The sequence below is a fragment of the Amycolatopsis sp. cg9 genome, assembly GCF_041346945.1.
In the GTDB taxonomy this organism is placed as follows: domain Bacteria; phylum Actinomycetota; class Actinomycetes; order Mycobacteriales; family Pseudonocardiaceae; genus Amycolatopsis.
In genome coordinates this window covers 6,763,764-6,789,236 of the sequence record NZ_CP166850.1, presented here as the reverse complement: position 1 = coordinate 6,789,236, position 25,473 = coordinate 6,763,764, and the positions used below count along the sequence as shown (strand labels likewise).

Genomic DNA, 25,473 nt, shown 5'->3' with positions numbered 1-25,473 from the left:
CCACAGTGGACCGGCCGCTACCCCTCCGCGGCCAGCTGCACGGCGACGTCGATGATCATGTCCTCCTGGCCGCCGACCAGAGCGAGCTCGCCGCAGCGGCGCAGGATCGCCTGGGCCGGGACGCCGTAGCGCTCCGCGGCCCGTTCCGCGTGCAGCAGGAAGCTCGAGTAGACCCCCGCCCAGCCCTGGACGATCGCGTTGCGGTCCAGCTTCGGCCAGCGGTGCAGGTACGGGCGGACGACCTCCTCGGCCGCGTCCAGCAGGGCGCCGACGTCGAGGCCCGTGTCGATCCCCAGGCGGTCGAACACCGCCGCGAGGACCTCCGTCGGCGAGTTGCCCGCGCCCGCGCCGAGGGCGCACAACGAGCCGTCGATGTAGCGGACGCCGGCTTCGTGGGCCAGGACCGAGTTCGCGACGCCGAGTGAGAGGTTCTGGTGCCCGTGGTAGCCGATCCACGCCGTGTCGCCGACCTCCGCGACCAGTGCTTCGAACCGCGCCCGCGCTTCGTGCATCAGCAGCGCGCCCGCCGAGTCCGTCACGTACGCCGCCTGGCAGCCCGCGTCCACCATGATCCTGGCCTGCTTCGCCAGGTCTTCCGGGGGCGTCCGGTGCGCCATCATCAGGAACCCGGCCGTTTCCATGCCGAGTTCGCGCGCCAGGCCGAAGTGCTGCGGCGAGACGTCGGCCTCGGTGCAGTGGGTCGCCACCCGCACCATCTCCGCGCCCGCGTCGAAGGCGCGCTGGAGGTCCTCCGCCGTCCCGATGCCGGGCACCAGCAGCACGGCGATCTTCGCCTGCTTCGCTTCTTCACGCGCCGCCGCGATCAGGCGAAGCTCGTCGACGGCGGAAAAGCCGTAGGTGAACGACGAGCCGCCAAGGCCGTCGCCGTGGGTCACCTCGATCACCTCGACGCCCGCGCGGTCGAGCGCGCGCACGGTGTCGCGCACCTGCTGCTCGGTGAAGCGGTGGGCCATCGCGTGGCTGCCATCGCGCAGCGTCGTGTCGACGATCCGGACGTCGTGGCGCAATTCCGGGCGGGTCATGCCGGCACCTCCTGCTTCGCGCGCGCCATCAGCTCGCCGACGCGCGCGGCCGCGGCGGTCATGATGTCCAGGTTCCCGGCGTACTCCGGGAGGTAGTCGCCGTTGCCGCGGACCTCGAGGAAGACGCCGACCCGCGCGTGGCCGTCCCAGTCCTCGCGAGCGTCGTCGAACTGCGGATCGGCACGCAGGGTGTACCCGGGGACGTACTGCTGCACCTCGGCCACCATCTCGTGGATGGACGCGGTGATCGCCTCGCGGTCGGCGTCGAGGCCGATCGCGCAGAACACCGTGTCCCGCATGATCATCGGCGGCTCGACGGGGTTGAGGATGATGATCGCCTTGCCCTTCCCCGCCCCGCCGATCTCGGCCACCGCCCGCGACGTCGTGCGCGTGAACTCGTCGATGTTCGCCCGGGTGCCGGGACCCGCGCCGCGCGAGGCCACCGAGGCGACGATCTCCGCGTACGGCACCGGCGTCACCCGGGAAACCGCGTGCACCACGGGAATCGTCGCCTGGCCACCGCAGGTGATCATCGAGACGTTCGGCGCGCCGAGGTGGGCGCCGAGGTTGACCGGCGGGCACACCATCGGGCCGAGGTGCGCCGGGGTGAGGTCGATCGCCTGGATGCCCGCCGCCTCGTAGCGCGGGGCGTTCGCGGCGTGCGCCTTCGCCGACGTCGCCTCGAACACCAGCTCGGGCAGCGGGTCCTGGCGCAGCAGCCAGTCGACGCCTTCGGCCGACGCCGCGATCCCCTGCGCGCGGGCGCGTTCGAGGCCGTCGGACTCGACCACGCCGACCACGTAACCGACTTCGATCACTTCACTGCGTCGCAGCTTCGCCAGCAAATCGGTGCCGATGTTGCCGGGGCCGACGATCGCCGCCATCACGGGAGCCATGGTCCGACCGTCGCACCGGACTCGGCGGCCGCGACAGCCCGGCGTTCCGGCGAGCGGAACACCCGGACGGGAACGGCGAGCGCGGCGAGAACGGCGGCCACCCCGCCGCAGGTCATCACGGCCGGCACCGACACCGCGTCCACCACGAATCCGCCGGCCAGCGCGCCCGCCGAGATCGTGGCCTGGAAGGACGCGGTGAACAGGACGGTCGCGGCCTCGGGGGCGTCCGGTGCGGCGCGCGAGAACCACCACTGCGAACAGACCGGTACCGCGCCGTACGCCGCTCCCCACACCACGAGCGCCGCGAGGGCGCACGCCGCGCCGACGTGCGGAAGGACGAACACCGCCGCCCCGATCGCCGCCGCCGCGACGGCGAAGGCCGCCCGGGGACGGCGGCTCGCACCCGCCAGGAAGGTCCCGCCGATGCCGGCGACCCCGTACACCAGCAGGTAAGCGCTGAGCACCGCCGGGCGGACGGCCTCCCGCAGCAACGGCGTGAGGTAGGTGTAGGTGCCGAAGTGGGCCAGCACCACGAGGAACGTCACGATCAGTCCACTTCGGACTTCACGGCGGCGCAGCAGTCCCTTCAGGACACTCGGCCGCGTGGTTCCTTCCGGGGGCAGCGAAGGCGTGAAGGCCAGCAACGCGGCCGCCGTGCCGAGGCTCAGCAGGCCCAGCACGAGGAACGCCGTCCGCCAGCCGGCGAGCTGCCCGAGGAAGGTGCCGAGCGGGACCCCCAGCACCGAACCCAGCGGCACGGCGGAGAAGATCACCGCCGTCGCCCGCGCGGCGGCGGCCGGCCCCACGAGCCGGGGCGCCAGTCCGGCGCCGACCGACCAGAAACCACCGATGACGAGGCCGACGAGGAACCGCGCGGCCAGCAGCACCCAGTACGCGGGCGCCGCCGCGGCGAGGAAACCGGCGACGGCGAGCAGGAGCATCAGCGCGGCCAGGACCAGCCGCCGGTCGGCGCGTCCGATCGCGACGGTGACGACCGGGGCGGCGGCCGCGGCGACGAGCCCGGGGACGGTCATGGTCCAGCCCGCCGTGCCTGCCGTGACGCCGAAACCGGCCGCGATCGGCGTCAGCAGCCCGATCGGCAGGATTTCGGTGGTGACGATGGCGAAGATGCCGACGGTGACGGCCAGGACAGCGGGCCAGCGTGTCGCGTTCATGCGGCCAGTAGATCGTCGGCGGCCCGCGCGGGCTGGCAGGTTTGCGACAGCTCGGGGTCACGGCGGATTCCCGCCGGTTTGAGCGCCACCCGATCGGGGCAGCTCCGGGGTGCAGATCGATCAAGGAGGTTCGATGGCCGAACGGCGTTGGCACTTCATCCCGACCACCGCCCCGTTGTGCTGGCTGAACCTGGGCGTGGGCGCGGTCCTGCTCCTGTCCAGTGTCCTCACGTTGTCGAGCGCGGACACCCGCGCGCCCGTCCTGTCGGTGATCGCGGCGGTGGCGGCGGTCGCGCTGATCGTCCTGGCCGCGGTCGGGCTGGCGCGGCCCCGCCTGCGCGGGCGCTGACTCAGCGCGGGCGCCGCCGCGTCGTCGTGTGACGCGGGGTGGTCGTCTTCTTCGTGGTCGCCGTCGGCGGGTGCGCCCTCGTCTGCGTGGTCGCCGGCGGCGTAGTGGTCGTCACCGGGGAGTCCGTGGTCGGTGTCACCGAAGTGGCCGGCGTCGTCGAGGTGGTCGGCGGGACCAGCCGCCCGGTGCCCGATCCGCCGCCGGCGCAGGCGGCGAGCAGCGCAACCGCACCCAGGACGACCCCGCAGCACCAGATCCGCACCGCCGGGACGGTAACAGCGCGGCGCGCGCGAAACCGGCGAAACCCGGAAACGGGCGGCGGTCACCGGTTTCCGCGCGGCCGCATGATCAACGCGGCGACGTGGTAGACGCACGGTTCGTCGCCGCGGTTCGCGTACGAATGCGGGGCGTCGGCGGGGAAGTAGAGCGAGTCACCCGCGTGGAGGGTGTGTTCGGCCGCGCCGACGCCGAGGTGCAGCGCACCCGATTCGACGGCGACGAACTCGTGGGAACCCGGGGCGTAGGCGGGGAACGCGCCCGCGTCGCAGTGCGGCGGCAGGGTCGTGCGGATCCACTCGAAGTTGACGCCGGGGACGACCGGGGTCAGCACCGTGCGGTGCCAGCCGCCCGGCTCGGCGACGTGCTCCTGCTCGGCGGCGCGGCGGACGATCACCCGGTCGGTTTCGAGGTCGGCCAGCAGGCGGGACAGCGACAGGCCGAGCCCGTCGGCGATCCGGGACAGCACCACGACCGTCGGCGTCTTCTCGCCGCGCTCGATGGCCGACAGCATGCTGACGCTGACCCCCGCCGCCCTGGCCAGCGCGCTCAGCGCCAGCCCGCGGTCGGCGCGGAGTTCGTGGAGGCGGCGGCCGAGGAGCACCGGATCGATCATTCCTCTATGATAACAACCATGTCCACTATAGAGGAAGCGACGGTGGCTGACGCCGAGGGCATCGCCGCCGTCTTCGCGCCGTACGCGACCGACTCCGTCGTCACGTTCGAGACCACGCCGCCGACCGCGGACCAGTGGCGCGCGAAGATCCGCGAGAGCGCGTGGCCCTTCCTCGTCCTCGCCGACGGGGGCGAGGTCCTCGGGTACGCGCTGGCGGCGCCGTGGCGGCCGAAGCCGGCGTACCGGTTCTCGGTGGAGACGACGATCTACCTCGCGCCGGGCGCCACCGGCCGGGGCCACGGCCGCCGGCTGCTCGGCGAACTGCTGAGGCGGTGCGGCGAAGCCGGGGCGCGGCAGGCGATCGCGGTGATCGTCGACTCCGGCAGCCCGGCTTCGCGCAACCTCCACCTCGCGGCCGGCTTCACCGACGCGGGCGTGCTGCGGCACGTCGGGTTCAAGCACGACCGGTGGCTCGACACGCTGCTGATGCAGCGGGACCTGGGCTGACGGGAGCAGCAGCAGCTTTCCCGTCGTGCGCCGGGACTCGAGGTCGCGGTGGGCCCGCGCGGCGTCGGCGAGGGCGTAGCGCTGCCCGATGCGGGGCACCGGCTGTCCGCTCCGGACGAACCCGAAGACCTCGTCCGTCCGCGCGAGCGGGGCTTCGCGCGTCGGCACGTGATCGGCGACGGCCGCCTCCCCACCGCGACCTTGTCCACACGGGACACCAGGCCGATCACCGTGCCGCCGCGCCTTGACCAGCCGGGTCGGCACCGTCCCGACCCCGGCCGCCCGGAGCCGGACGAGGACTCGACGCCGAGCGAAATGGACCGGCAAGTCCAGAAGTCAGCGGGACTTCGCCCGCAGGTGGAGCCGCTCCCCCTGCTTCCCGAACAGGCTGAGGATCTCCGCCGGCCGGTCGACCGCGCCGAACCAGTGCGGCAGCCGCGTGTCGAACTCCGCCGCCTCGCCGGGGCCCAGGACCATGTCGCGGTCGGCCAGCACCAGCCGCAACCGTCCCGAAAGGACGTACAGCCACTCGTAGCCCTCGTGGACCTGGGGATCGGGCTCGCCCGTCTCCGCCTCCAGGATCATCTTGAACGCCTGGGGCGCGCCGGGCTGGCGAGTCAGCGGCAGGACGGTCATCGTCGCGCCGTTGTGGCGCGGGATGCGGCGGGCGGTGAGGCGGACGCGGGGGTCGCCGACCTCGGGGGCGCCCACCAGCTCGTCGAGCGGGACCTGGTGGGCCTGCGCGATCGGCAGCAGCAGCTCCAGGCTCGGCTTCCGCTGGCCGGACTCCAGCCGGGAAAGCGTGCTCTTCGAAATGCCCGTCGCCGCCGAGAGGTCGGCCAGGGTGACCCGCCGCTGGGTGCGGACCCGCTTGAGCCGGGGGCCGACTTCGGCCAGTGCCTGGGTGATCGCGTCCGTCATGCCCCCAGGAAACCCGCTCGTCCCGGAAACGGCAACATTAGTTGTCGGATTCGCGCGGCCGGGTTCAAGGTGGCGGCATGACCGAAAACAGCTATGACGTCCTGGTGGTGGGTGGCGGTGCGGCCGGCCTGAACGCCGCCCTGATGCTGGGCCGCGCGCGGCGGCGGGTCGCCGTCGTCGACGCCCGGGCACCGCGCAACGCCCCGGCCGAACACATGCACGGCTTCCTTTCGCGGGACGGCCTGCCGCCGTCCGACCTCCTGAAGATCGGCCGTGAAGAACTCGGCGGCTACGGCGTCGAGCTGCTGGACGACAGCGTGACGCGGCTCGAACCCGGGTTCACCGCCCGGCTCGCGAGCGGCCGGGAGCTGACCGCCCGGCGCGTCCTGGTCGCCACCGGCGTCCACGACGACCTGCCGGACCTGCCCGGCCTGCGGGAGAGCTGGGGCACCGGCGCGGTGACCTGCCCCTACTGCCACGGTTACGAAGTGCGCGACGAGCCGCTCGGCGTGCTCGGCACCGAGCCCGGGAGCGTCGAGCACGCGCTGCTCGTCCGCCAGTGGTCCCCCGACGTCGTCTACTTCGCCCACACCGCGCCACCGTCCGAAGAGGACCGCGAACGGCTCGACGCGCGCGGCATCCGGGTCGTCGACGGCGTCGTCACCGCGGTGCGCCGGGAGAGCGGCCGGCTGACCGGGATCGAGCTGGGTGACCGGTTCGTCCCGCGCACGGCGCTGTTCCTCCGCACCCGGACCGTCCCGCACGACGAGCTCCTGCGCGGGCTCGGTTACACCGAAGGCGCGGTCGACCCCAGCGGGAAGACCAGCGTGCCGGGGGTGTGGGCGGCCGGGAACGTCGTCGACGCGCGCGCGACGGTGATCATCGCCGCGGCCCAGGGCGCGGCCGCCGCGGGCGCGCTCAACCACGACCTCGTGACCGAGGACGTCGAGCGCGCCGTCGCGGCCTACGGCGGGTTCTCCCCCGCGGCGGAACGCGCCGCCGCCGGCGCGCGCTAGCTTCCGGGAGCGCGGCGTGCCAGGCTCGGCGGGTGCGCCCCACGCTCTACGAATTCGCCGGCGGTGACCCCGCGTTCCTCGCGCTGGCCGCCGCCCACCACGAGCGCTGCCTCGCCGACCCGGAGCTGAACCACCCGTTCTCACACCCGGGCCAGCACCCGCGGCACGTCGAACGGCTGGCCCGGTACTGGGCCGAGGTCATGGGCGGGCCGCCGCGGTTCTCGCAGGAGTGCAGCGACCACTCGGCGATGCTGCGGATGCACGCCGGTAACGGCGACATGAGCGACCTCGGCCGCCGGTTCGTGGCGTGCTTCGTCCAGGCCGCGGACGACGCCGGCCTGCCCGCCGATCCCGAGTTCCGCGCCGCGCTGCGGGCCTACATGGAGTGGGCGGTGGCCGAGGTGCTGACCTACCCCGGCCCGGCCACCGAGGTCCCCGCCGGGCTCGGCATGCCGCACTGGTCCTGGCACGGGTTGCAGCCACCGCACGGGTCCGGCTCGAAGCAGGCCGGACCCCCGAGCGGCACGTAACCGTCCGCCGAGGGCGATCCGGCCGTGGCCGCGGCCGGATCGGTGCGAACGGCGCTGTAACGCCTGGGGCGGCCGCCGCGTCTTGCAGGCGACGACCGGCTGTGGAGGTCCGTCGCCAGAGCCCGGTCCGGGCGGGTTCCCCCACCCGCCCGGACCGGGCTCGTCCACGACGTCCGAAACCCGCGAGCGCCGCGCGCGGGGTCCGCACCAGACTGGCGGCCATGCTCCTGGACCGTTTCCTGCTCGCCGGCAAGGGTTTCGAGCACCACCTCCGCGCGGTGCCTGCCGACGGCTGGGCCGCGCCGACGCCGTGCTCCGAACGGGACGTGCGGGCGCTGGTGAACCACATGACCCGCGGCAACCTCAACTACGTCGGGCTCCTCGCCGGCGCCACCCGGGCCGAGTTCCTGGCCGCCCGCGACGCCGACGCGCTCGGCGACGACCCCGTCGCGGCGTACACCGGGTCGGTGCGGGCCTGCGCCGCGGCGTTCGCCGCGCCCGGCGCGCTGGACCGCGTCGTCGACTACCCGCTGGGCGAGCTGACCGGACGGCGGGCCCTGGCGGTCCGCACGGCCGACAGCACCGTGCACACCTGGGACCTGGCCCGCGCCCTCGGCGCGGACGACACCCTCGACCCCGGGCTCGTCGCGTGGCTCGACGAGGACCACGACGCCATCTTCGCCGGGCTGGCGCTGAGCTCGCGGGTCTTCGCCGCCCCGCCGCCGGACGAGCCCGGCGCGTCGCGGCAGGACCGGGTGCTCAGGCGGTTCGGCCGCGATCCCCGGTGAGCCCGCAGCCCAGCCGGCCCGCCAGCTCGGTCAGCGCCCCGCCGAGCGGGCGGTCGACCCGCACCGACGCGTAGCGGTCGCCGCGCGTTTCGCCGTGGTTGACGATCACCACCGGCTTGCCCGCCTTCGCCGCGTGGCGGACGAACCGGAGGCCGGACATCACCGTCAGGGACGAGCCGAGCACCAGCAGCGCCTCGGCGGCGTCGACCAGCCGGTAGCACTCCTCGACGCGCGGGCGCGGGACGTTCTCGCCGAAGAACACGACGTCCGGTTTCAGCACGCCGGACGCGCAGTCCGCGCACGGGACCGGAGTGAAGCGGCGCACGACGTCGTCGGGGAGCTCGACGTCGCCGTCCGGGTTGATGCGGGTGGCCGCGCCGTCGAAAGCGGGGTTCGCCGCGCGCAGGCGGCGGTCCAGGTCGGCGCGCGGGCTCGTGCGGCGGCAGTCCAGGCAGATCACCCGGTCGAGGCTGCCGTGCAGCTCGATCGCGTCCGCCGTGCCGGCCGCCTGGTGCAGGCCGTCGACGTTCTGGGTGATGACACCGTCGACGTACCCGCCTTCTCGCAGGGCGGTCACCGCGCGGTGGCCGTCGTTGGGGTCGGCGCGGGCGATCGTGCGCCAGCCGAGGTGGCTGCGCGCCCAGTACCGCTGCCGTCCCTCGGCGCTGGTGACGAACTCGTCGTAGGTCATCGGCGTGTGCCGGCGCAGGCTGCCGGTTTCGCCGCGGTAGTCGGGGATCCCGGACTCGGTGGACAGCCCGGCGCCGCTCAGCACGGCGACGCGGCCGCGCGCGACGACGTCGGTGAGCTCGTCGAGGCTGGACGTCCGCGGCAGCGGCGCGTCCGCCGACGTCCAGGAGAGGGTGGGCCGGGTCCGCACTAGACCAGGGTACGGGGGCCGGGGAGGTGCTTCTCGAACCAGTGATCGGCGTAGTGCTCGTCGTTGAACGGCTCGACCTCGCGGTAGCCGGCCGCGCGGTACAGCCCGATCGCCTCGGCGAGCGCGCGGTTCGTCTCCAGCCGCAGCGTCCGGACGCCCTGCCCGGCGGCGTGCGCTTCCAGCTCGGCGAGCAACCGCCGGCCCAGCCCGAGCCCGCGCGCGGACGGTGCCACCCACATCCGCTTGACCTCGGCGGGCGCGCCGCCGGGGAACTTCAGCGCGCCGCACCCGACCGGTTCGCCGTGCAGCGTGGCGACCAGCAGCACCCCGGCCGGCGGCGTCATCTCGGCGTCGGCCGCGGAGGTGCTGAGCTCCGGGTCGAAGCCGTCGTCGAACCGCCGGGCCAGCTCGGCGAAGTAGGCGCGCAGGCAGAACCGCGCCGCGGGCCGCTCCGGCCGGCACGGCGCGACCTCGACCGCCGACGCCGTCAGCAGCCGCTCGACCTCGGCCATCGCGGCGACGAGCCGGGTGCGCTGACCACCGGACAGCGGATCGAGGATCGACGCGGCCGCGTCGTCGGACAGCCGATCGAGCGTGGCGCGTTCGGCCGCCCCGGCCTCGGTGAGCCGCGCGGTCCGCACCCGGCCGTCGGCGGCGTTCGGCTCGACGCGCACCAGGCCGTCCTGCTCGAGCCCGCGCAGCAGCCGGCTCAGGTAACCGGAGTCGAGGTCGAGCCGTTCCCGCAGCTCGCGCACGTCCAGCCCGGGAGTGCCGATCTCCCACAGGACCCGCGCCTGCCCGAGCGGCCGGTCGCGGGCGAGGAAGGCGTCGTCGAGCGCACCGATCCGCTGGGTGACCGTGCGGTTGAACCGCCGGACGCCGTCGATCAGGTCCTGGTCCATTCGCTGACTATAGTCAGCAATCCCCTCCGTGTAACGTCGTGGCCCGCAGGCGACGACTTCCCGGTGTCTGCGGAGGGATGAACGTGAGCTGGCAGTTCGGGCCCTACCGCGTGGAGTCGCTGATCGCCCGCGGCGGGATGGGCAAGGTGTACCGCGCCCACGACACGCGCCACGACCGCGTCGTCGCGCTGAAGCTGCTCTCCCCCGGGTTCGCCGCCGACCGGGAGTTCCAGGAGCGGTTCCGGCGGGAGGCGCACGCCGTGGCGCGGCTGCGCGAGCCGCACGTCATCCCGATCCACGCCTACGGGGAGCTCGACGGGCGGCTCTACCTCGACATGCGGCTGGTCGACGGCGACGACCTCGGCAGCAGGCTGGCCGCGGGCGGGGCGCCGTCGCCGGGTGCCGCGGTCGACATCATCGGGCAGGTCGCGCGGGCGCTGGCCGCCGCGCACGCCGAAGGGCTGGTGCACCGGGACGTCAAGCCGTCGAACGTGCTCGTCGACGCGACCGGGTTCGCCTACCTCGTGGACTTCGGGATCGCCCGTGCGGCCGGGGCCGACACCGGGCTGACCGCGACCGGCGGGGCCGTCGGCACCCTCGACTACATGGCACCCGAGCGCTTCACCGACGCGCCCGCCGACCACCGCGTCGACGTCTATTCGCTGGCCTGCGTGCTGCACCAGTGCCTGACCGGCAGCAAGCCGTTCCCCGCGTCGACGGCCGCGTCGCTGATCGGCGCCCACCTGCACCAGCCGCCGCCCCGGCCGAGCGCGCTGCGGCCCGGCCTGCCCGCCGCGTTCGACGACGTGATCGCGCGGGGCATGGCGAAGGACCCGGCGGACCGCTTCGGCTCGGTCGCGGAGCTGGCGGACGCCGCGCGGGCCGCGCTCGGCGGCACCAGCCCGGTCGGCGCCGCCGCGCCCCCGACGCGGCAGGCCACCCGCGTCGCCCCGGCGCCCGATCCGGTTCCGGTGCCCGAGCGGCCCCGGACGGCGAAGGCGCCCTGGGTGGTCGCCGCGGTGGCGGTGCTCGCCCTCGTGGCCGTGGCCGCGTGGTTCACGTTCTTCCGCGCGACGTCCCCGGGCGGGGCGACGGCGAGCCCGCCCTCGACCCCGGCGTCGGCCACGCCCTCCCCCACGCCGCCGCCGACCACCCCGCCGGTGACGACCACGCAGGTGAGCGTCCGGACGTCCGTCGCCACCACGGTCGTCGCGGGCGGGGCCGACCTCGGGCTGGCGACCGCGATGAGCACGCCCGCGTGCGACGGGTCGTTCGTGGTGATCCTCGGCTCCGCCGTGACCCCGGCCCGCTACCGCGCCGACGTCCAGCGCTTCCTCGACACCCACCCCGGCTCGAGCTACCTGCACGCACCGACCACCGGCTGCGGGTCGCTGCGGCAGCGGCTGAACGGCGCCGACGTGTACGCCGTCTACGCCGGGCCGTTCGCCACCAAGGAAACCGCGTGCGCCCGGCGCAGCGGCGGCGCGTACGTCAAGCGGCTCGACAACACGAGTTCGCCGGCGCAGGTGCTCAGCTGCTGAGCCCGTCCCATTCGGTGTCCACAAAGGACTTCAGCAGCCCGGTCAGGCGGGCGTCGCCGCGGCCGTTCAGCTCGTCGGAGGCGATGCGGCGGGCGACGCCGGCGAGGAAGTCGGCGATCTGGACCCGGGCGTCGGCGCGGGAGTCGACGAACCGGACGCCGGCCAGGCGGTGGCCGAGGGTGGCCTTGAGCTGCAGCACGCGCTCGGCGGTCAGGGCGAGCTGCTCGTCGTGCACCAGGGCGACCGGCGTGCCGTCGGCGCTCCAGTGGCGGACCGTGTGGATCACCGCTGGCACCAGCGGGTCCAGCACCGGCACCAGGCCGGGATCGCTCGCCAGCCGGGCGCGGTAGGCGGCCACGCGGTCGCCGCCGCCGCGGAAGAGGCCGAGGATCTCGCCGGCTTCGCCCGGGGTCGCGGCGAGTTCGTCGACCAGCGCGAAGAACCGTTCCGGCGAGGTCGTCACGCCGCGCCGGGGGTTGCGCCGCAGCACGCTGGTGAACGCGGTCAGGAAGTACTCCCAGCGGGCGGCGCCGAACGCGGCGGGGCCCGCGCGGTGCAGGGTGCGGGCCAGCTCGCCGGTGTCCGGTCCGGCCAGCAGCTCGACCGCGGCGCGCACGGCGAAGAACGTCTTGCCGGTCAGGTGGACGTGGCCGCGGCCGGCGAGCGGGCCGCCGGGGTCGAGCAGCCACTCGAGGACCGCGCGGTGCTTGGCGCGCAGCAGATGGTTGGCCTTGTACTCCTCGGCCGGGGAGCCGATACGCGCCCGGATCTCGCGCACGCAGGCCGCCGCGGCCTCGGGGCTCAGCCGCACCCCGGCGTGGGCGAAGACGTCGGTTTCGCCGCCGAGCAGGTTTTCGCCCTCCGAGCCCGACTCGTCGCAGGCGATCTCGACCGGGCTCACCCGCCCGATGGTGCCAGAGCCCGCCGCCCGCGGCGACCGCTTTGCCGCCCCGCGGTCACGGTTGGGCCACGGCGGCTAACGACCACGGCGGGTCCGGTGACTCGCGAAGAACAGGGGTACCCGGGGAGGCGCGCATGGCCACGGACAACCGGCCGGCCCGGCTCGCGCTCACCGCGGCCGTGGTCGCGTTGCTGCTGGGCGGGACGGGAACCCTGGTGCAGCAGAGGTTTCCGGTGAGTCCGCCTGGGACGGTCCACGGGGTCGAGGTGACCGGCGGCCGGGCGGAGGTGCACCCGGCACCGGAACCGGCGGTGCCGACGCCACTGACACACCGGACCGGCGGCGGCGCCGACATCGCTTTCACCGGCGGCACCCCGCGGCTGCGGATCACCGCACCGGCCCCCTCACCGGGGTTCGCACCGGTCGTGATCACGGCGGACGGCACCCGGCTCCTGCCGGCCGCCTACGACACGGCGACGCGGAGCATCGTGGCGGACCTGCCGCGGCCGGGCCGGTTCTGGGGCGGGCTGCTCGACCTCGCCGCGCTCGGGCGGGACGTGGTGCCCGCTCCGGCGCCGAAGCCGGAGTGCGCCGGGCGCGCGGCGAGTTCGGGTGGTGTGACGGTCGCTGCCGAGCAGGCCGCCGGTTCCGGCGGCACGGCCACCGATCCCGGGCATGCGGCTGGCTCCGGCAGCACGACCGCCACCCCCGGGCACGCGACCGGCTCGCCCCGCGCGGCCGGTTCCGGACACGCGGCCAACTCCAGCAGCACGAACACCGACGCCGAGCAAGCCGCCGGTTCCGGCAGCAGTCCCGGACAAGCCGCCAGCCCCGGCGGCTCGCCCGGACGCGCGGCCAACTCCAGCAGCACGAACACCGACGCCGAGCAAGCCGCCGGTTCCGGCAGCAGTCCCGGACAAGCCGCCAGCCCAGGCGGCTCGCCCGGACAAGTCACCAGCTCCGGCGGCGCGAACACCGATTCCGCGCACGCAGCCGACTCCAGCCGCGCGACCACCACCCCCGAGCACGCGGCCAGTTCCAGCGGCGCGCCCGGACGAGCCGCCGACTCCGGCGGTCCGACCGACCCCGGGCCGTCGCAAGGGCCGGTCTGGGTATGCCTCACCGCGGGGGCCGGGCGGGCGGGGGTCACCCTGACCTCGAACGCGCGCGTGCCCTACCGGCTCGCCGTTCCTCCCGGCTGGCCGGAATCGGCCGCGCGCACCGGCCGCACCCCGCAGCGGGACCTCCTGTGGCCCGGTGCCGCGGTGACCTACGAGGTCCCGTTCGCCCGCCTGCCGGCGACTCTGCGGGGCCAAGCCGATCCCGGCGCCGCCCTCGGTGCGACGCTCGCCGCGGCGGCCCACCGCGTGGCCGTGTTGTTCGGCTCGGCCGATGAGCCGGCGCCGGACGTGACGGCCTGCGCCGCCGCCGCCACGGCCGCCCACTACACCGCGGACCGGCCGGGCACCGACCTGGCCGCCGAGGTGTGGGCGGCGCTCGGCCCCTGCCACCCGGACGGTGGGGACACCGTGCGCTGGTTCCTCGCCGCCGGGATCGGGGCGGTGGCGAACGCGGCGGCCGCGACCGGCCCCGCCTTCGCGGTCTCCCTCACCGCCGGCCGCGCGCAGCGGTTCACGCAGACCGTCGAGTACCGGCCGAAAACCGGGGCGGCGACGGCCCGGGCGGCCGGGCGGTGCGGGGCGGTCTCCGCGGTGTCCGGCCGCCACGACGCCTACCGGTGCACGAGCGGCGGCACCACCTACGACCCGTGCTTCGCCGGGCCGGAGCCGCGGGTCGCCTGCCCGACGTCGGCCACCCGGGCCGTGCTGCTGACCTACGCCGGCGGCCTGCCGTCGCCGCCGCAGCCCGGTGGGACCGCCGATCCCTTCCTGCTCACGCTGGCGGACGGTCTGCAGTGCCTCGCCGTCGCCGGCTCCGGGTACGCCTGCACGGACGGGCGGACCGTGCTGCCCGGCGACGTGGACACGTCGAGTCCGATGTGGACGGTTGACGGCCGGGCCGTCGCGAAGGCCTACACCTAGGCGAGGGTGATCTTGCCGCCGGTGACCGTGACCGCCTTCTTCGCCAGCGGTTGCGACGCCGGTCCGTTCGCGACCGAGCCGTCGGCGACCTTGAACTTGCTGCCGTGGCACGGGCAGTCGATGGTGCCGTCCGCGACCGCGTCCACCGTGCAGCCCTGGTGGGTGCAGACGGCGGAGAAGGCCGCGAAGGTTCCCGCCACCGGCTGCGTCACCACCACCTGCTTGTCCGCGAACACCTTGCCGCCGCCGACCGGGATGTCCGCGGCCGCCCCGAGTTCCGTGCCGCCGGCCGCCGGGGGCTGCTGGGCGGCCGAAGGTGGCGCCTGCGTACCGCCGTAGGTGCTGCAGCCGGCCACCAGCCCGGCGCCCAGGACCGTCAGCGCCGTCCGGCGCGCCAGCACCGGGTCCGTTTCGTCGTCGCGCACTGTCGTCCTCCGCCTAGAAGGTCAAGCCGGACTGGGTGAAGAACCACAGCGACGCGCTCAGCCAGAGCCCGACCAGCCCGGTGAAGACGAGCCCGCCGAGCACCGGCAGCGCCCACGCGGGCGCGCCGTCCTTGCGCAGCAGCAGCATCTTCGCGACGAACACGCCGTAGAAGAAGCAGCCCAGCAGCGAGTGCAGCAGGACGCGGGTGTCGAACGACTGGAACCCGAGCGCGTAGAGGCAGTGCAGCGCCACCGGGATCGACACGAGGAAGGCCACCCGGCCCGACCAGCGGTGCACGGCGCCCATCCATGTGGGGGCCGTCCCGAGCCTGCCGTACAGCGAAAGCGCCGAGAGCAGCTGGACGACGGCGAGCACGACGACCACCGTGGCCAGCCACGCCTTCACCGACTGCGGACCGGAGAACCCGGCGACGTTCACCGCCACGCCGGTCGGCGTGTGCAGGCTGCCGTAGACGCCCAGCACCACCGCGACGACGGCGCCGGCGAGCAGCGGGACCAGGAGCGCGACCGCGGTGCGGTGCCCGGCCGTGGTCATCAGAAGTCACCGGTCCCGGCCAGGCCGCTGATCGCCTCGGCGGTCACCGCGGCGCCGTCGACGGTCGCGGTGCCCTTGGCCGCGTCGAGCGGCGGGGCGGCCGCGGTGTCGTCGCCCGCGGCGAGGATGCCGACCTGGCTGCCGTCGGGCAGCACGATCCAGCCCACCTTCGCCTGCTGCCCCTTCACCTTCGGCGCCGCCCGGTAGAGCCCGGCGGGCTTCTTCGCCACCGGCGCGGTGAACTGCCACGTCCTGCCGGCCGCGGTGACCGAGCCGGTGACCGCGGTGGCGTCGTAACTGCCGGTCAGGGCGGCGTTCTTGGCGCCCTTCAGGTCCAGCTGGCCGCCGGCCGTCACGCCTTGCAGCCACGCTTCGACCTTTTTGCCGTCGCAGAGGTAGGCGATGGCGTGGCCGTCGCGCACCGACACCGCGACCGACGCGCCACCGCCGGTCACCCGTCCGGCGTAGTCCGCTCGCGCGGGTGCCGCGGGCTTCGGCGCTTCCGACGTCGTCGTCGCGGCCGGCGGCGGTGCCGCCGTGGTGCCGCTCGCGGCACCCGCCGCGCTCGCGGCGCCGGCGACCGGCGCGGCGCCGGTCCCGGTCGCCAGGTTGACGACCCCGATCCCGCCGGCGAGCGCGACGCCGGCGAGCAACGTGTACAACGGCCCCGGATGTTTCATGATCTTCCCCGCATTCCCCTGACCCACCACCGTGCCCGTAACACGGAGGTCGGGGCGGAACGGCTCAACGCTACGCGTGGAAAAGAGGTATCGCTTAGCCCCCGCAACCGGGTGGTTCTGGTTGACTGGCGCCATGCTGCCCTGGGAAGGCGACCTCGCCGGCCGGCTCGACCGGCACACCGTGGAGTCCGAGCTGCTGCGCGGCAACCCGCTCGGCGATCCGCACGAACGGCCGCTGTGGGTGTACGTCCCGCCGGGCTACGACGACGGCGACCAGCGGTACCCGGCGGTGTACGTCATCCAGGGCTACACCGGGCACGTGGCGATGTGGGCCAACCGGACGCCGTTCCGGCAGACCTTCCTCGAGACCGCCGACGCGGTCTTCGCCGGCGGAGCCCCGGGCTGCGTGGTCGTGTACGTCGACGCGTGGACCGCGTACGGCGGCTCCCAGTTCGTCGATTCGCCGGGCACCGGCCGCTACCACTCGTACCTGTGCGACGAGATCGTGCCGTGGGTGGACGCGCGCTACCGCACCCTGCCGGTCCCGGAGTCGCGGGCGATCGCCGGCAAGTCGTCGGGCGGGTTCGGCGCGATGATCACGCCGATGCTGCGCCCCGACCTGTTCGGCGCGCTGGCCACGCACGCGGGCGACTCGCTGTACGAGCTGAGCTACCTCCAGGACTTCGGCAAGGCGGCCCGTGCCCTGCGCGGCTACGACCAGGACATCTTCAAGTGGTGGGCGGACTTCCGCGCGCGCCCGTCGTTCACGAAGCCGGAGGACGCGACCCTGCTGCAGCTGCTCGGCGTCTCGGCGTGCTTCTCGGCGCGGGAAGACGGGACGCCGGAGCTGCCGTGCGACCCGCTGACCGGCGCGGTGCGGCCGGAGGTGTGGGAGCGCTGGCTGGCGTGGGACCCGGTCCGGATGGTGCCGGACCACGCGGCGGCTATCCGCGCGCTGCGCGCGGTGTGGATCGACGCGGGCACGAGCGACGAGTACTACCTCGACCTCGGCGCGCAGGCCTTCCGGGCGGCGATCGCCGAAGCGGGCCTGCCGGACGAGCGCGTGCGCTTCGAGCTGTTCGACGCCGGCCACGCGGCGATCGACTACCGCTACCCGCTCTCGCTGGCGTGGCTGGCCGAACGGCTGGCCCGGTGACCGCTTTCGCCGAACACGACCTGACGCTGCCTGACGGGCGGACCTTGCACGCATACGACAGCGGGGGTCCGGGCCTCACCGTCCTCTGGCACCACGGCACGCCCAACCTCGGGGCGCCGCCCGGGCCGCTGCTGCCGCTCGGCGAGGAGCTCGGGATCCGCTGGGTCGCCTACGACCGGCCCGGGTACGGCAGCTCCACGCCGGTGCCGGGGCGGACCGTCGGGACCGCGGCCGAGTACGCGACCGCCGTCACCGGAGCGCTCGGGATCGGGCGCTTCGCCGTTCTGGGCCACTCCGGGGGCAGCTCCCACGCGCTCGCCTGTGCGGCGCTGCTGCCCGATCGCGTCCTCGCGGCCGCCGGTCTCGCCGCGGTGGCGCCGTTCCACGACGAAACCTGGTTCGCGGGCATGGCCGGCCCGGGTGCCCTGCGGGCCGCCGTCGAAGGCCGGGCCGCCAAGGAGGCGTACGAAGCGACGGCCCGGTTCGACCCCGCGGTCTTCACCGACGGCGACTTCGCCGCGCTGAAGGGGTCGTGGTCCTGGCTCGACAGCGTCGTGCAGCCCGCGCTCGGGGCCGTCGGGCTGATCGACGACGACCTCGCCTACGTCGCGCCGTGGGGCGCCGACCCCGCGGCCATCACCGCGCCGGTGCTGCTGGTGCACGGCGAGGACGACCGGATGGTCCCCGCGGCGCACAGCCGGTGGCTCGCCGAGCGGTGCCCCGGCGCCGAGCTCCGCCTCACCCCCGGCGACGGCCACATCTCCGTGCTGGACCACGCCGCCGCCGCGCTCACCTGGCTCGCCGATCAGGCGAGCAGCGCCAGCGAAGCGACCACCGGCGCCACGTAGATCAGCGGGAAGACCACGTGCCCGTACGACCGGGCCCGCAGCACGGTGACGACCGCACCGGCGAAGTACAGCACCAAGCCGATCGCCGCCGCGACCCCGATCGGCGGCACGAACAGCCCGACGACCAGGCCCACCGCACCGGCCGCCTTGGCCGCACCGAGCCACGTCCACCACGCTTCCGGCACACCGTATTCGGTGATCGGCTCGACAACCCACTTCGCGCGGGTGAACACCGAAACGGCCGAGAACCCCACGAACGCCGCGGCGGCAAGGGTGACGATCAGGTAGGCAGTCGACATCGGAACTCCTCGGGAAGGTCGCGGCGCCGGGGTTCCGGCGCCATCACCCCCACGACTCCGCCCGCGAGCCCGATGTGACCGGCCGTGACCGCGATCACAGTGGGCGCCGGACCACCCCCGCACCGTCGCCGATCACGCGGGGGGCGCGGCACCCACAGCTCGATGCGGTCGCGGCGGCGGGCTGCAGCTCGACCATCGCGGCACCAACCCGCACAGCTCGCCGGCCAAGGACCCACCGCCGGGTCCCTTCACCCGGAACCCGGACGCGGTCCCGCCTCGCCGACACGGCAAGGAACGCGCGGCGATCGCCAAACGGCACCACAGCTCGGTTTGGTCGCCCCCCGGGGGCGGCCGACCGCAGCTCGACCACCGCGGCACCAACCCGCACAGCTCGCCGGCCAAGGACCCACCGCCGGGTCCCTTCACCCGGAACCCGGACGCGGTCCCGCCACGCCGACACGGCAAGGAACGCGAGCCCGTCACGGGACCGGCACCCACAGCTCGATGCGGTCGCGGCGGCGGTAGAACTCGACGAGCGGCCGGCTCTCGTCCACGGCAACGGCGGCCTGCAACTCGGCCATCGCGGTGCCGATCCGCGCGTAGATCCCCGGTGGCTCGCCGGACAACTGGCCGCGCAGGTACCGGCCGCCGGGGAGCACTCCGGTCGCCAGGCCCAGCTCCGCCGGCCGGTCGCCCTCGCGCACCGGGGTGCAGACGGTGTAGGTGCCCGCCCGCTCGTCGACGCGCGCGTACATCTTCCGGCCGCGCAGCCCGACGAGCCGCTCGAACCACGGCCAGAGCGCCTGGATCGACGGCAGGTCGTCGGCCGTCGTCCGTTCCATGACGGCCACGTCCGCCCGCTCGATGCGGGCGGGGGGTGCGGTCAGTGCCGAAGGTGCCATGCCGACGAGGAAACCACCCGGCACCGACGATTCCCGGCCGTCACGGGATCCGCACCTCGTCCGGTGCCCGGTCGGGGCGCAGGCCGCGCCAGGAGGTGTGGCGCAGCCGGAGATCCGGGGTCAGCCGCCGGTAGACGACCTCGCCGACCAGTGCCGGCTCGATCCACTGGGCGCCGCGGGCGCGGTCGCGGGGCACTTCGGTCGCGAACGGGCTCGCCGGGCGGGCCAGCGGGGTCAGGACGGTCCGGAGGTGCTCCAGCGCGTCGTCGGTGAACCCCGTGCCGACGTCGCCGAGGTACACCAGGGCACCGTCGCCGTCGTGCGCGCCGAGCAGGAGGGCGCCGAGGGTGCCCGCGCGGCGGCCCGCGCCCGGGCGCCAGCCGCCGATCACCACTTCGCGCGTCTGCGTCAGAGCGCGCTTGATCCACGACGGTGAGCGCGTGCCCGGCAGGTAGGGCGCGTCCAGGCGCTTGGCGACGACGCCCTCGATGCCGTGCTCGGCCGCCGTCGCCAGGAGCTGGTCCGGTGCGATGTCGGCGCGGGTGTACCAGGGCGGCACCACCAGCCGGCCGTCCGAGGGGCGCACCAGCTCCGCGAGGAGCTGCCGCCGCTGCTCGTACGGCCGGTCCAGCAGCGACTCGCTCCCGACGCGCAGCACGTCGAACGCGAAGTAGACGACCGGGACCTCGGCCCGCAGCTTCGCCGTCGGCTCGTGCATCGCGCGGCGCTGCATCAGCTCGAACTCCGGGCGGCCGGCCGCGTTCAGCGCGACCACCTCGCCGTCCAGCACCGCCGCGTGCCCGCCGAGCGCGGGGCCGAAGACGTCCCGCAGCTCGGGGTAGCGGTGGGTGTGGTCGCTGCCGCTGCGGCTGGTGATCCGGGCTTCGCCGGTGGCCGCGATCCGGGCGCAGCCGCGGAAGCCGTCCCACTTCCACTCGTAGCCGTGGCGGTCGTCGTCCGGGAGCGGCCCGTCGACGGCCAGCATCGGCGCCACCGCGTCCGGGACCGTCCCCATCGCCACCTCCCCCACCGCCGTCCAGTGTGGAGGACCGGCGGCCGGCGCGGTCATCGGGCCGGCAGCAGCGGCAGGAGCTCCTGGTGGCTGCCGGCGCGGCGCAGCACCGGCGACCCCGGCCCGTCCGGTTCCACCGCACCGGCCCGCAGCGCGGTCAGGAACCCGACGAGCACGCGCGGCGGCGGCAGGATGTCCGCGCCGCCGAGGTAGGCCAGCACGATCATCTCCTCCCCGCACGCCGCCTCGACGGCGACCGCCCAGCCGTGCACCTCGTCCCAGAGCAGGGCGACGTCGCGGTCGGGGAACCGGCGCAGCCGCCAGTCCACCGCCACGTAGGCCGACACCGGGACGTCCACGTCCACAGTGCAGGACTCGAGGCCGAAGCCGAGTGCCCTGGCCACCTCGCCCAGATACGCGCGCAGGCCGCGCTGGAACCAGAACTCGAGATCGGTGTCGATCAGGCCGGACACCCGTTTCCCTTCTCTTGCGCCGAAACCCGGCCGCGCACCCTGCCCGGCCGGTGGAGCGGGGATCAGCCGAACGCGGCGAGCGCGTCGGCCCGGTCCCGGTAGCAGGCGAAGCCGGCGATGCCGGTCCCCCGCAGCAGCCGCCACATCGGCGGCGTGCGCACCACCCACGCGACCGGGACGGCCACCTCGTCGGCGCGCCACTGCACCCGGTGCAGCGCGCGGAGGCCCGCCCCGGAGCAGAACGCCACTTCGCCGAGGTCGACGACGAGCGCCCCGCCCGCCGCCAGCGCGGTTTCCGCGCATTCGACAAAAATCGCCACGGTCGCCATATCGATGTCGCCCGCCACGGCGACGACCGTGCACCGGTCACCGGCGAACGTCGTGGTGACCGAGAACGGTTCGCACAACGCCCCGGGCGAACTGCGGCCGAAGGCTCGCGAAAGCCGCGGCGGTTTCTGGATCTTCATGACCGGCTCCGGGCGGCTCATGCTGACGGTTTACGCGTAGACCGTACCCACTTCGTCCACCTTGCCGCACAACGCCGATCGCGCGGCGGGCGCTGCCGTGCACCGACACGGCCGTCTGCACGTGCACGAGTCCACAGAGGACGATCAAGAGTTCCTGGTCGGGATGACGCTTCCGCAATTCACCGCCACCGCGCGGCGGGAACGGGACCGCGCCGGCCGCGGAATTGCGGTTTCCGAAATTCAGCCGAACGCAGGAATGGGGACCCTGGTGCGGCCCAGATCCGCGAAAAGATCTCCGGTGTCCTCGACCCGCGCCAGTACCTCGTCGGCGGTGAACCGGAGGTGCGAAACGTGCCGGCAGGCGCGCACCTCGTCCCAGGTGACCGGGGTCGACACCGTCGGCTCGTCGCGCCCGCGCAGCGAGTACGGCGCCACGGTGGTCTTGAACGGGTTGTTCTGGCTCCAGTCGATGAAAACCTTGCCGGGACGCAGATTTTTCGTCATGCGCGCCACGACGAGGTCCGGTGTCTCCGCGGCGAGCCGTTCCGCCAGCGCCTTCGCGTACTGCGATGGCGCTCCGGGGTCCTCGGTCTCGACGCCCGCGTAGACCTGCATGCCCTTGGCGCCGCTCGTCTTCGCCACCGGCGTGAACCCGTGTCCGGTGAGGACTTCGTAGAGGCGTTCGGCGACCCGGGAGCAGTCGACGACCGTCGCGCCGGGACCGGGGTCGAGGTCGAACACCAGCCGGTCCGGCGTGCTCCGCTCATCGTCGGGACCGACGGTCCACTGGTGGACGTGCAGTTCGAGCGCGGCGAGGTTGGCCGCCCACACGAGCTCGGGCAGGTCGTTGATCAGCGGGTAGGCCACGACCACGGACTCACCGCCCCGGCCGCCGACGGTCAGGCGCGCGGTGCGGACCCACTCGGGGGCGTGCCGCGAGACGTCCTTTTCGAAGAACGACCCGCCGTCGACGCCGTCGGGGAAGCGCACGAACGTCATCGCCCGGTCGCGGATGTGCGGCAGCAGCAAAGGCGCGATCCGCGTGTAGTAGTCGAGCACCTCGCCCTTGGTGAAGCCGTGGCGCGGGTAGAGGACCTTTTCGAGGTTGGAGAGCGTCAGCTGCCGTTCGCCCACCCGCACCGTGATCCGGTTGCCCGCCACGCCACCAAGGTACCGGTCAGGGCGCGGCGCCGCCGGACACCACGCGGGCCACGAACCGCTCCGCGACCTCGCGCAGCTTCGTGTTCTCCCGCTGCGACTGGTCCACCAGCAGGGCGAACGCGTCGTCGGCGTCGATCCGGCGGATCGCCATCAGCATGCCCTTGGCCTGGTCGATCACCGCGCGGGAGGTCAGCGCCGTCCGCAGGTGCTCGGCGGTGTCCCGCGCGCGCAGGTACCGGTGGTAGACGCGCAGGATCGCCTCCACCGCCACCGTGTAGAGCTCGAGCCGTTGCGCTTCGACCTCCGCGAAGCCGCCGTCCTGGCGGCCGAAGCAGTTGACCGCGCCGGCGAACTGCTCGTCCGCCACCAGCGGCGCGGCGAGGAAGCTGGCGAACCCCGCCTCCTCGGCGCCCTCGGCGAAGGCCGGCCAGCGCTCGACCGCGTCGGAAACCGCCGTGCGGACGATCTTGCCGCTGCGAACCGCCTCGAGGCAGGGGCCGTCACCGAGGCGGTACTGGTCGGCGTCGAGCTCGCTCACGACGTCGCTCGTCGCCGACGCGGTGCGCGGGCCCGCCGCGGTCACCAGCGTGATCGACGCCTCGTCCACCCCGGGGACCGCGTGGCGCACCTGCCGGCAGATGTGCCGCAGCAGGATTTCGAAGTCGTCCTCCTCGTGCAGGACGGAGCTGAGGGCTTCCAGCGCCCCGGTGACCTCGTCGAACAGCGGCGAGGCCGTCGCGGTGGGTTCCATTCCGGCTCCTCCCGGTCGGCCGCAGGACGCCCCGGGTACCCGTTTCCGGCCGGACCATGTCCGGCGCGCCGCTCAGCCGGCCGCGCCGTGCACCCCGGTGGCCAGCAGCTCGCGCAGCGCGTCGGACAGGGACGCGAACATCGGGACGCTCGCGGCCAGCCCGGTCACCCGGAACAGCCGGGCGAGCGTGCGGCTGTTCGCCACCACGCAGAAGCGGCGGCCCTCGGCGTCGGCGCGCTCGGCGGCCGCCGCCAGGGCGCGGGCGCCGGCCAGGCCGACGAACGCCACGTGCGTCAGGTCCGCCACCGTCGTCCCCGGCGGGGCCGAGCCCAGCTCGCGCTCGAGGATCGGCAGGGTCAGCGCGTCGATCTCGCCGGCGAAGGTCAGCACGAGGAGACCGGGGCGGTACGCCGTCCGGCGCGCCGTGAGCGGCGCGGACCGGGTCGGGACCGGTGGTGTGGGGGACACGGGTTCGGCAGGCCTTCCGCGCCGGCTGGGCCGGCGACGCGACGGGTGATCAACGACGGGGTCTTGGTACCCAAACACCCGGCGGGGAAACGCCCTATTTCGCGGTGAACGCCGTCCAGAGCCGTTCGGCCGCGTGGTGGGCCGCCGCGCCGGGCCGGATCTCGGGCGTGCCTTCGGGCTGCGCCGCGACCCCGCCGCCGACGTGCTCCACCAGGGCGACGGCCAGCTCACGGACCTTGACGTTGAACTCCTGGCTCGTCCGGCGCAGCGTCTGCCAGGCCTCGTCGGGCGGGCACCGCCGGACGGCCATGATCACGCCCTTCGCCTGTTCGATCGCGGCACGGGAGGCCAGCAGTTCCAGCATCTGGTCGGGATCGCCCGCGGTGGCGGTCTCGGCTACGACGAGGGTCATTTCGGTGAGCTTCTCGAACCGCCGCAGGATCGCGAGCGGGCCGGCGCCGGGCGGCCGGTCGAGCGTCGCCGACAGCACGAAGGCGCCGCTGTCGTCCCAGTACCCCGGGAACGCGACCGCGCCCCGGACCGCCTCGTACCGGATGTCCGCGAACACGGCGTCCCGGGTCAGCTCCGGCCAGCGCGGGTCGCCGAAGAGGTCGTCCGTCGTGACCGGCTCGCCGGTGGCGGCCGCGAGCGCGACCGGGCCGCCGCGGGCCAGCTGCGCGGGCACGAGGTGTTCGGCGACGCCCGCGGTGGCCAGCACCCGAGGCGGGCGGTCGCCGTGGCTGACGGTCAGCGCCGCGCCGAGGCACCCCGGCACCTCGACGGCGATCCGTTCGAGCAGCGCCTGCAGCAGCTCGGTCAGCGGCTTCCACCGGTCGGCCGCGCTCATCAACGTTTCGGTCACCGACACCTCCACCCGTTCCGCTTCATGATTTACCGCAAGCCGGGCACGTTCACATCCGGCGGCCGGACGCAACACCGGCCGGGACGACCACCGCACAACCCGAATGAGCGGTTTTCCCGCCACCCCCGGGCGGGTAGCCGGTCGGTGGACGTGAGGAGGCACCATGACCGACCGCCGGTACCGGTGATGTTCAGCGAGGTCGTCGTCGCCGGGCAGATCGCCCGCGACCGCCAGGACCAGCTCGGCGGGAAGGGCGCCAACCAGGCCCTCGCCCTGAGCCAGCTCGGGACGTCGGTGGCGCTGGTCGGCGTCGTCGGCCGGGACAGCGCGGGCGACTCGCTGCTCGCGCAGGCCAGAGCCGACCGGATCGGCACGGCGCACGTCGTCCGCCGCCCCGGCGCCGAGACGGCGTTGCTCGGGGACGCCCCGGACGGCACGCTGCTCGCCGAGACCGACGTCCTCGCCGCGTCGGCGCCGATCTCGGCCGCCGGCTCCCTCATCGTGCAGCTGCAGCAACCCGCCGCGGTGGCGTTGCTGGCGGCGCGGCTGGCGCACACCGCGGGCACCCGCGTGGTGCTGGACGGCGCACCCCGGGACGACGAGCTCACCCCGGACCTGCTCGCCCTCGCCGACGTCGTCCGCGCGGACGGCCACGAGGCCGAGCTGCTCACCGGGCAGCCGGTGCCGGACGTCGCCGCGGCCGCCCGGGCCGCCGCGGACCTCCGGCGGCGCGGACCGGCGCTGGTCGTCCTGGAAGTGGGAGACGAAGGGAACCTCTTCGCCGGAGCGGTGGGGACGTGGTTCGTGCCGCACGTCGAGACCGACGTCGTCGACCGGACCGGCGCCGGGGACGCGCTGGTGGCGACCCTGACCGCGGCGCTCACCCGCCGTCACCCGCTGGAGACGGCGGCGAGCCTCGCGGTCGCGGCGGCCGCGGCGACGACCGAGCACGCGGGCGGCCGGCCCCGCCTGTCCCGCTCCGGCCTCGACCGGTTGCGGCCCCGGAAGCTGGAGCCGGTACACGCCTGAC

Annotated in this window: 31 protein-coding genes and 1 pseudogene; 10 read left to right on the top strand and 22 right to left on the bottom strand. The window is 74.5% G+C overall.

Annotated features, from left to right (window positions below):
* Positions 1-17 precede the first annotated feature (17 nt).
* The 3 genes from dmpG to AB5J73_RS31560 are packed head-to-tail and all read right to left on the bottom strand — an operon-like array spanning position 18 to position 3,114.
* Positions 18-1,043 carry a 4-hydroxy-2-oxovalerate aldolase gene (gene dmpG, locus AB5J73_RS31570; protein ID WP_370962318.1) on the bottom strand — a complete coding sequence of 342 codons (1,026 nt, stop codon included), beginning with the start codon at positions 1,041-1,043 and terminating at the stop codon, positions 18-20.
* Complete coding sequence (locus tag AB5J73_RS31565) at positions 1,040-1,939, bottom strand: acetaldehyde dehydrogenase (acetylating) (RefSeq protein WP_370962317.1); 900 nt, start codon at positions 1,937-1,939, stop codon at positions 1,040-1,042. Before AB5J73_RS31565 ends, dmpG begins: the two co-directional genes overlap by 4 nt.
* Positions 1,927-3,114, bottom strand: coding sequence for an MFS transporter (locus AB5J73_RS31560; RefSeq protein ID WP_370962316.1), 1,188 nt, complete (start codon positions 3,112-3,114; stop codon positions 1,927-1,929). Before AB5J73_RS31560 ends, AB5J73_RS31565 begins: the two co-directional genes overlap by 13 nt.
* 133 nt (positions 3,115-3,247) lie before the next feature.
* Here AB5J73_RS31560 and AB5J73_RS31555 point away from each other — a divergent pair, with 133 nt between their 5' ends.
* The gene (locus AB5J73_RS31555; protein WP_370962315.1) at positions 3,248-3,463 is read left to right on the top strand and encodes a hypothetical protein; all 216 of its coding nucleotides are present in this window, start codon (positions 3,248-3,250) and stop codon (positions 3,461-3,463) included.
* Position 3,464: 1 nt separating this feature from the next.
* Here the strand turns inward: AB5J73_RS31555 and AB5J73_RS31550 are convergent, their stop codons facing one another.
* On the bottom strand, positions 3,465-3,725 hold the full coding sequence (locus tag AB5J73_RS31550) for a hypothetical protein (RefSeq protein WP_370962314.1): 261 nt from the start codon (positions 3,723-3,725) through the stop codon (positions 3,465-3,467).
* 60 nt (positions 3,726-3,785) lie between these two features.
* Positions 3,786-4,355 carry a helix-turn-helix domain-containing protein gene (locus AB5J73_RS31545; protein ID WP_370973402.1) on the bottom strand — a complete coding sequence of 190 codons (570 nt, stop codon included), beginning with the start codon at positions 4,353-4,355 and terminating at the stop codon, positions 3,786-3,788.
* Between the two features lie 18 nt (positions 4,356-4,373).
* Here AB5J73_RS31545 and AB5J73_RS31540 point away from each other — a divergent pair, with 18 nt between their 5' ends.
* Complete coding sequence (locus tag AB5J73_RS31540; RefSeq protein ID WP_370962313.1) at positions 4,374-4,862, top strand: N-acetyltransferase family protein; 489 nt, start codon at positions 4,374-4,376, stop codon at positions 4,860-4,862.
* Between the two features lie 18 nt (positions 4,863-4,880).
* Here AB5J73_RS31540 and AB5J73_RS31535 read toward each other — a convergent pair.
* Together AB5J73_RS31535 and AB5J73_RS31530 are read right to left on the bottom strand one after the other, a co-directional pair.
* Positions 4,881-5,030 (bottom strand): annotated as a pseudogene (locus tag AB5J73_RS31535) (zinc-binding dehydrogenase); the annotation flags it as partial.
* Positions 5,031-5,198: 168 nt separating this feature from the next.
* Positions 5,199-5,783 carry a helix-turn-helix domain-containing protein gene (locus AB5J73_RS31530; protein ID WP_370962312.1) on the bottom strand — a complete coding sequence of 195 codons (585 nt, stop codon included), beginning with the start codon at positions 5,781-5,783 and terminating at the stop codon, positions 5,199-5,201.
* Positions 5,784-5,860: 77 nt separating this feature from the next.
* Between AB5J73_RS31530 and AB5J73_RS31525 the strand changes: the two genes are divergently transcribed.
* The 3 genes from AB5J73_RS31525 (at position 5,861) to AB5J73_RS31515 (ending at position 8,117) form a co-directional block, all read left to right on the top strand.
* Positions 5,861-6,799 (top strand): NAD(P)/FAD-dependent oxidoreductase, encoded by a 939-nt coding sequence (locus tag AB5J73_RS31525; protein WP_370962311.1) that lies wholly within the window; start codon positions 5,861-5,863, stop codon positions 6,797-6,799.
* A 32-nt stretch (positions 6,800-6,831) separates the two neighbouring features.
* Positions 6,832-7,329, top strand: coding sequence for a group II truncated hemoglobin (locus AB5J73_RS31520; RefSeq protein WP_370962310.1), 498 nt, complete (start codon positions 6,832-6,834; stop codon positions 7,327-7,329).
* A gap of 221 nt (positions 7,330-7,550) precedes the next feature.
* The gene (locus AB5J73_RS31515; RefSeq protein WP_370962309.1) at positions 7,551-8,117 is read left to right on the top strand and encodes a TIGR03086 family metal-binding protein; all 567 of its coding nucleotides are present in this window, start codon (positions 7,551-7,553) and stop codon (positions 8,115-8,117) included.
* On the opposite strand, the gene AB5J73_RS31510 is transcribed toward AB5J73_RS31515, so the two are convergent.
* Complete coding sequence (locus AB5J73_RS31510; RefSeq protein ID WP_370962308.1) at positions 8,089-8,997, bottom strand: NAD-dependent protein deacetylase; 909 nt, start codon at positions 8,995-8,997, stop codon at positions 8,089-8,091. The two genes, AB5J73_RS31515 and AB5J73_RS31510, sit on opposite strands and share 29 nt — an antisense overlap.
* Entirely contained in the window at positions 8,997-9,899 is a 903-nt protein-coding gene (locus tag AB5J73_RS31505) for a GNAT family N-acetyltransferase (protein ID WP_370962307.1), read from the bottom strand. Before AB5J73_RS31505 ends, AB5J73_RS31510 begins: the two co-directional genes overlap by 1 nt.
* Before the next feature lie 83 nt (positions 9,900-9,982).
* Here AB5J73_RS31505 and AB5J73_RS31500 point away from each other — a divergent pair, with 83 nt between their 5' ends.
* Entirely contained in the window at positions 9,983-11,440 is a 1,458-nt protein-coding gene (locus AB5J73_RS31500) for a serine/threonine-protein kinase (protein ID WP_370962306.1), read from the top strand.
* Here AB5J73_RS31500 and AB5J73_RS31495 read toward each other — a convergent pair.
* Positions 11,430-12,341, bottom strand: coding sequence for a DUF3800 domain-containing protein (locus tag AB5J73_RS31495; RefSeq protein WP_370962305.1), 912 nt, complete (start codon positions 12,339-12,341; stop codon positions 11,430-11,432). The genes AB5J73_RS31500 and AB5J73_RS31495 overlap by 11 nt on opposite strands.
* 134 nt (positions 12,342-12,475) lie before the next feature.
* Between AB5J73_RS31495 and AB5J73_RS31490 the strand changes: the two genes are divergently transcribed.
* Positions 12,476-14,383, top strand: a complete 1,908-nt coding sequence (locus AB5J73_RS31490) for a hypothetical protein (RefSeq protein WP_370962304.1) — start codon at positions 12,476-12,478, stop codon at positions 14,381-14,383.
* Here AB5J73_RS31490 and AB5J73_RS31485 read toward each other — a convergent pair.
* The 3 genes from AB5J73_RS31485 to AB5J73_RS31475 are packed head-to-tail and all read right to left on the bottom strand — an operon-like array spanning position 14,380 to position 16,044.
* Entirely contained in the window at positions 14,380-14,808 is a 429-nt protein-coding gene (locus AB5J73_RS31485; protein ID WP_370962303.1) for a Rieske (2Fe-2S) protein, read from the bottom strand. The two genes, AB5J73_RS31490 and AB5J73_RS31485, sit on opposite strands and share 4 nt — an antisense overlap.
* A gap of 13 nt (positions 14,809-14,821) precedes the next feature.
* Positions 14,822-15,364 carry a DUF6529 family protein gene (locus AB5J73_RS31480; RefSeq protein WP_370962302.1) on the bottom strand — a complete coding sequence of 181 codons (543 nt, stop codon included), beginning with the start codon at positions 15,362-15,364 and terminating at the stop codon, positions 14,822-14,824.
* A complete protein-coding gene (locus tag AB5J73_RS31475) occupies positions 15,364-16,044 on the bottom strand; it encodes a hypothetical protein (RefSeq protein ID WP_370962301.1) in 681 nt (226 codons plus the stop codon). The genes AB5J73_RS31480 and AB5J73_RS31475 overlap by 1 nt, the downstream gene beginning before the upstream one ends.
* Before the next feature lie 133 nt (positions 16,045-16,177).
* On the opposite strand from AB5J73_RS31475, the gene AB5J73_RS31470 reads away from it, so the two are divergent.
* Both AB5J73_RS31470 and AB5J73_RS31465 read left to right on the top strand, forming a co-directional pair.
* Positions 16,178-17,200: an alpha/beta hydrolase gene (locus AB5J73_RS31470; protein WP_370962300.1), complete on the top strand. Its 1,023-nt coding sequence runs from the start codon at positions 16,178-16,180 to the stop codon at positions 17,198-17,200.
* Complete coding sequence (locus AB5J73_RS31465) at positions 17,197-18,048, top strand: alpha/beta fold hydrolase (protein WP_370962299.1); 852 nt, start codon at positions 17,197-17,199, stop codon at positions 18,046-18,048. Before AB5J73_RS31470 ends, AB5J73_RS31465 begins: the two co-directional genes overlap by 4 nt.
* On the opposite strand, the gene AB5J73_RS31460 is transcribed toward AB5J73_RS31465, so the two are convergent.
* The 9 genes from AB5J73_RS31460 to AB5J73_RS31420 all read right to left on the bottom strand — a co-directional run bounded on the left by AB5J73_RS31460 (position 18,006) and on the right by AB5J73_RS31420 (position 24,443).
* Positions 18,006-18,347, bottom strand: coding sequence for a DoxX family protein (locus tag AB5J73_RS31460; protein WP_370962298.1), 342 nt, complete (start codon positions 18,345-18,347; stop codon positions 18,006-18,008). The two genes, AB5J73_RS31465 and AB5J73_RS31460, sit on opposite strands and share 43 nt — an antisense overlap.
* A 479-nt stretch (positions 18,348-18,826) precedes the next feature.
* Entirely contained in the window at positions 18,827-19,249 is a 423-nt protein-coding gene (locus tag AB5J73_RS31455; protein ID WP_370962297.1) for a GyrI-like domain-containing protein, read from the bottom strand.
* A gap of 40 nt (positions 19,250-19,289) precedes the next feature.
* On the bottom strand, positions 19,290-20,264 hold the full coding sequence (ligD, locus tag AB5J73_RS31450) for a non-homologous end-joining DNA ligase (RefSeq protein WP_370962296.1): 975 nt from the start codon (positions 20,262-20,264) through the stop codon (positions 19,290-19,292).
* A 50-nt stretch (positions 20,265-20,314) separates the two neighbouring features.
* A complete protein-coding gene (locus AB5J73_RS31445; RefSeq protein WP_370962295.1) occupies positions 20,315-20,734 on the bottom strand; it encodes a DUF6292 family protein in 420 nt (139 codons plus the stop codon).
* Between the two features lie 62 nt (positions 20,735-20,796).
* Entirely contained in the window at positions 20,797-21,201 is a 405-nt protein-coding gene (locus tag AB5J73_RS31440; RefSeq protein WP_370962294.1) for an STAS domain-containing protein, read from the bottom strand.
* 240 nt (positions 21,202-21,441) lie between these two features.
* Positions 21,442-22,362 (bottom strand): non-homologous end-joining DNA ligase, encoded by a 921-nt coding sequence (gene ligD, locus AB5J73_RS31435; protein WP_370962293.1) that lies wholly within the window; start codon positions 22,360-22,362, stop codon positions 21,442-21,444.
* Between the two features lie 16 nt (positions 22,363-22,378).
* A complete protein-coding gene (locus AB5J73_RS31430; protein WP_370962292.1) occupies positions 22,379-23,113 on the bottom strand; it encodes an ANTAR domain-containing protein in 735 nt (244 codons plus the stop codon).
* A gap of 72 nt (positions 23,114-23,185) precedes the next feature.
* Positions 23,186-23,581: an STAS domain-containing protein gene (locus tag AB5J73_RS31425; RefSeq protein WP_370962291.1), complete on the bottom strand. Its 396-nt coding sequence runs from the start codon at positions 23,579-23,581 to the stop codon at positions 23,186-23,188.
* 94 nt (positions 23,582-23,675) lie between these two features.
* Positions 23,676-24,443 carry an ANTAR domain-containing protein gene (locus tag AB5J73_RS31420; RefSeq protein ID WP_370962290.1) on the bottom strand — a complete coding sequence of 256 codons (768 nt, stop codon included), beginning with the start codon at positions 24,441-24,443 and terminating at the stop codon, positions 23,676-23,678.
* Positions 24,444-24,629: 186 nt separating this feature from the next.
* Here AB5J73_RS31420 and AB5J73_RS31415 point away from each other — a divergent pair, with 186 nt between their 5' ends.
* Positions 24,630-25,472 carry a PfkB family carbohydrate kinase gene (locus AB5J73_RS31415; protein WP_370962289.1) on the top strand — a complete coding sequence of 281 codons (843 nt, stop codon included), beginning with the start codon at positions 24,630-24,632 and terminating at the stop codon, positions 25,470-25,472.
* The last annotated feature ends 1 nt before the right edge of the window (position 25,473 follow it).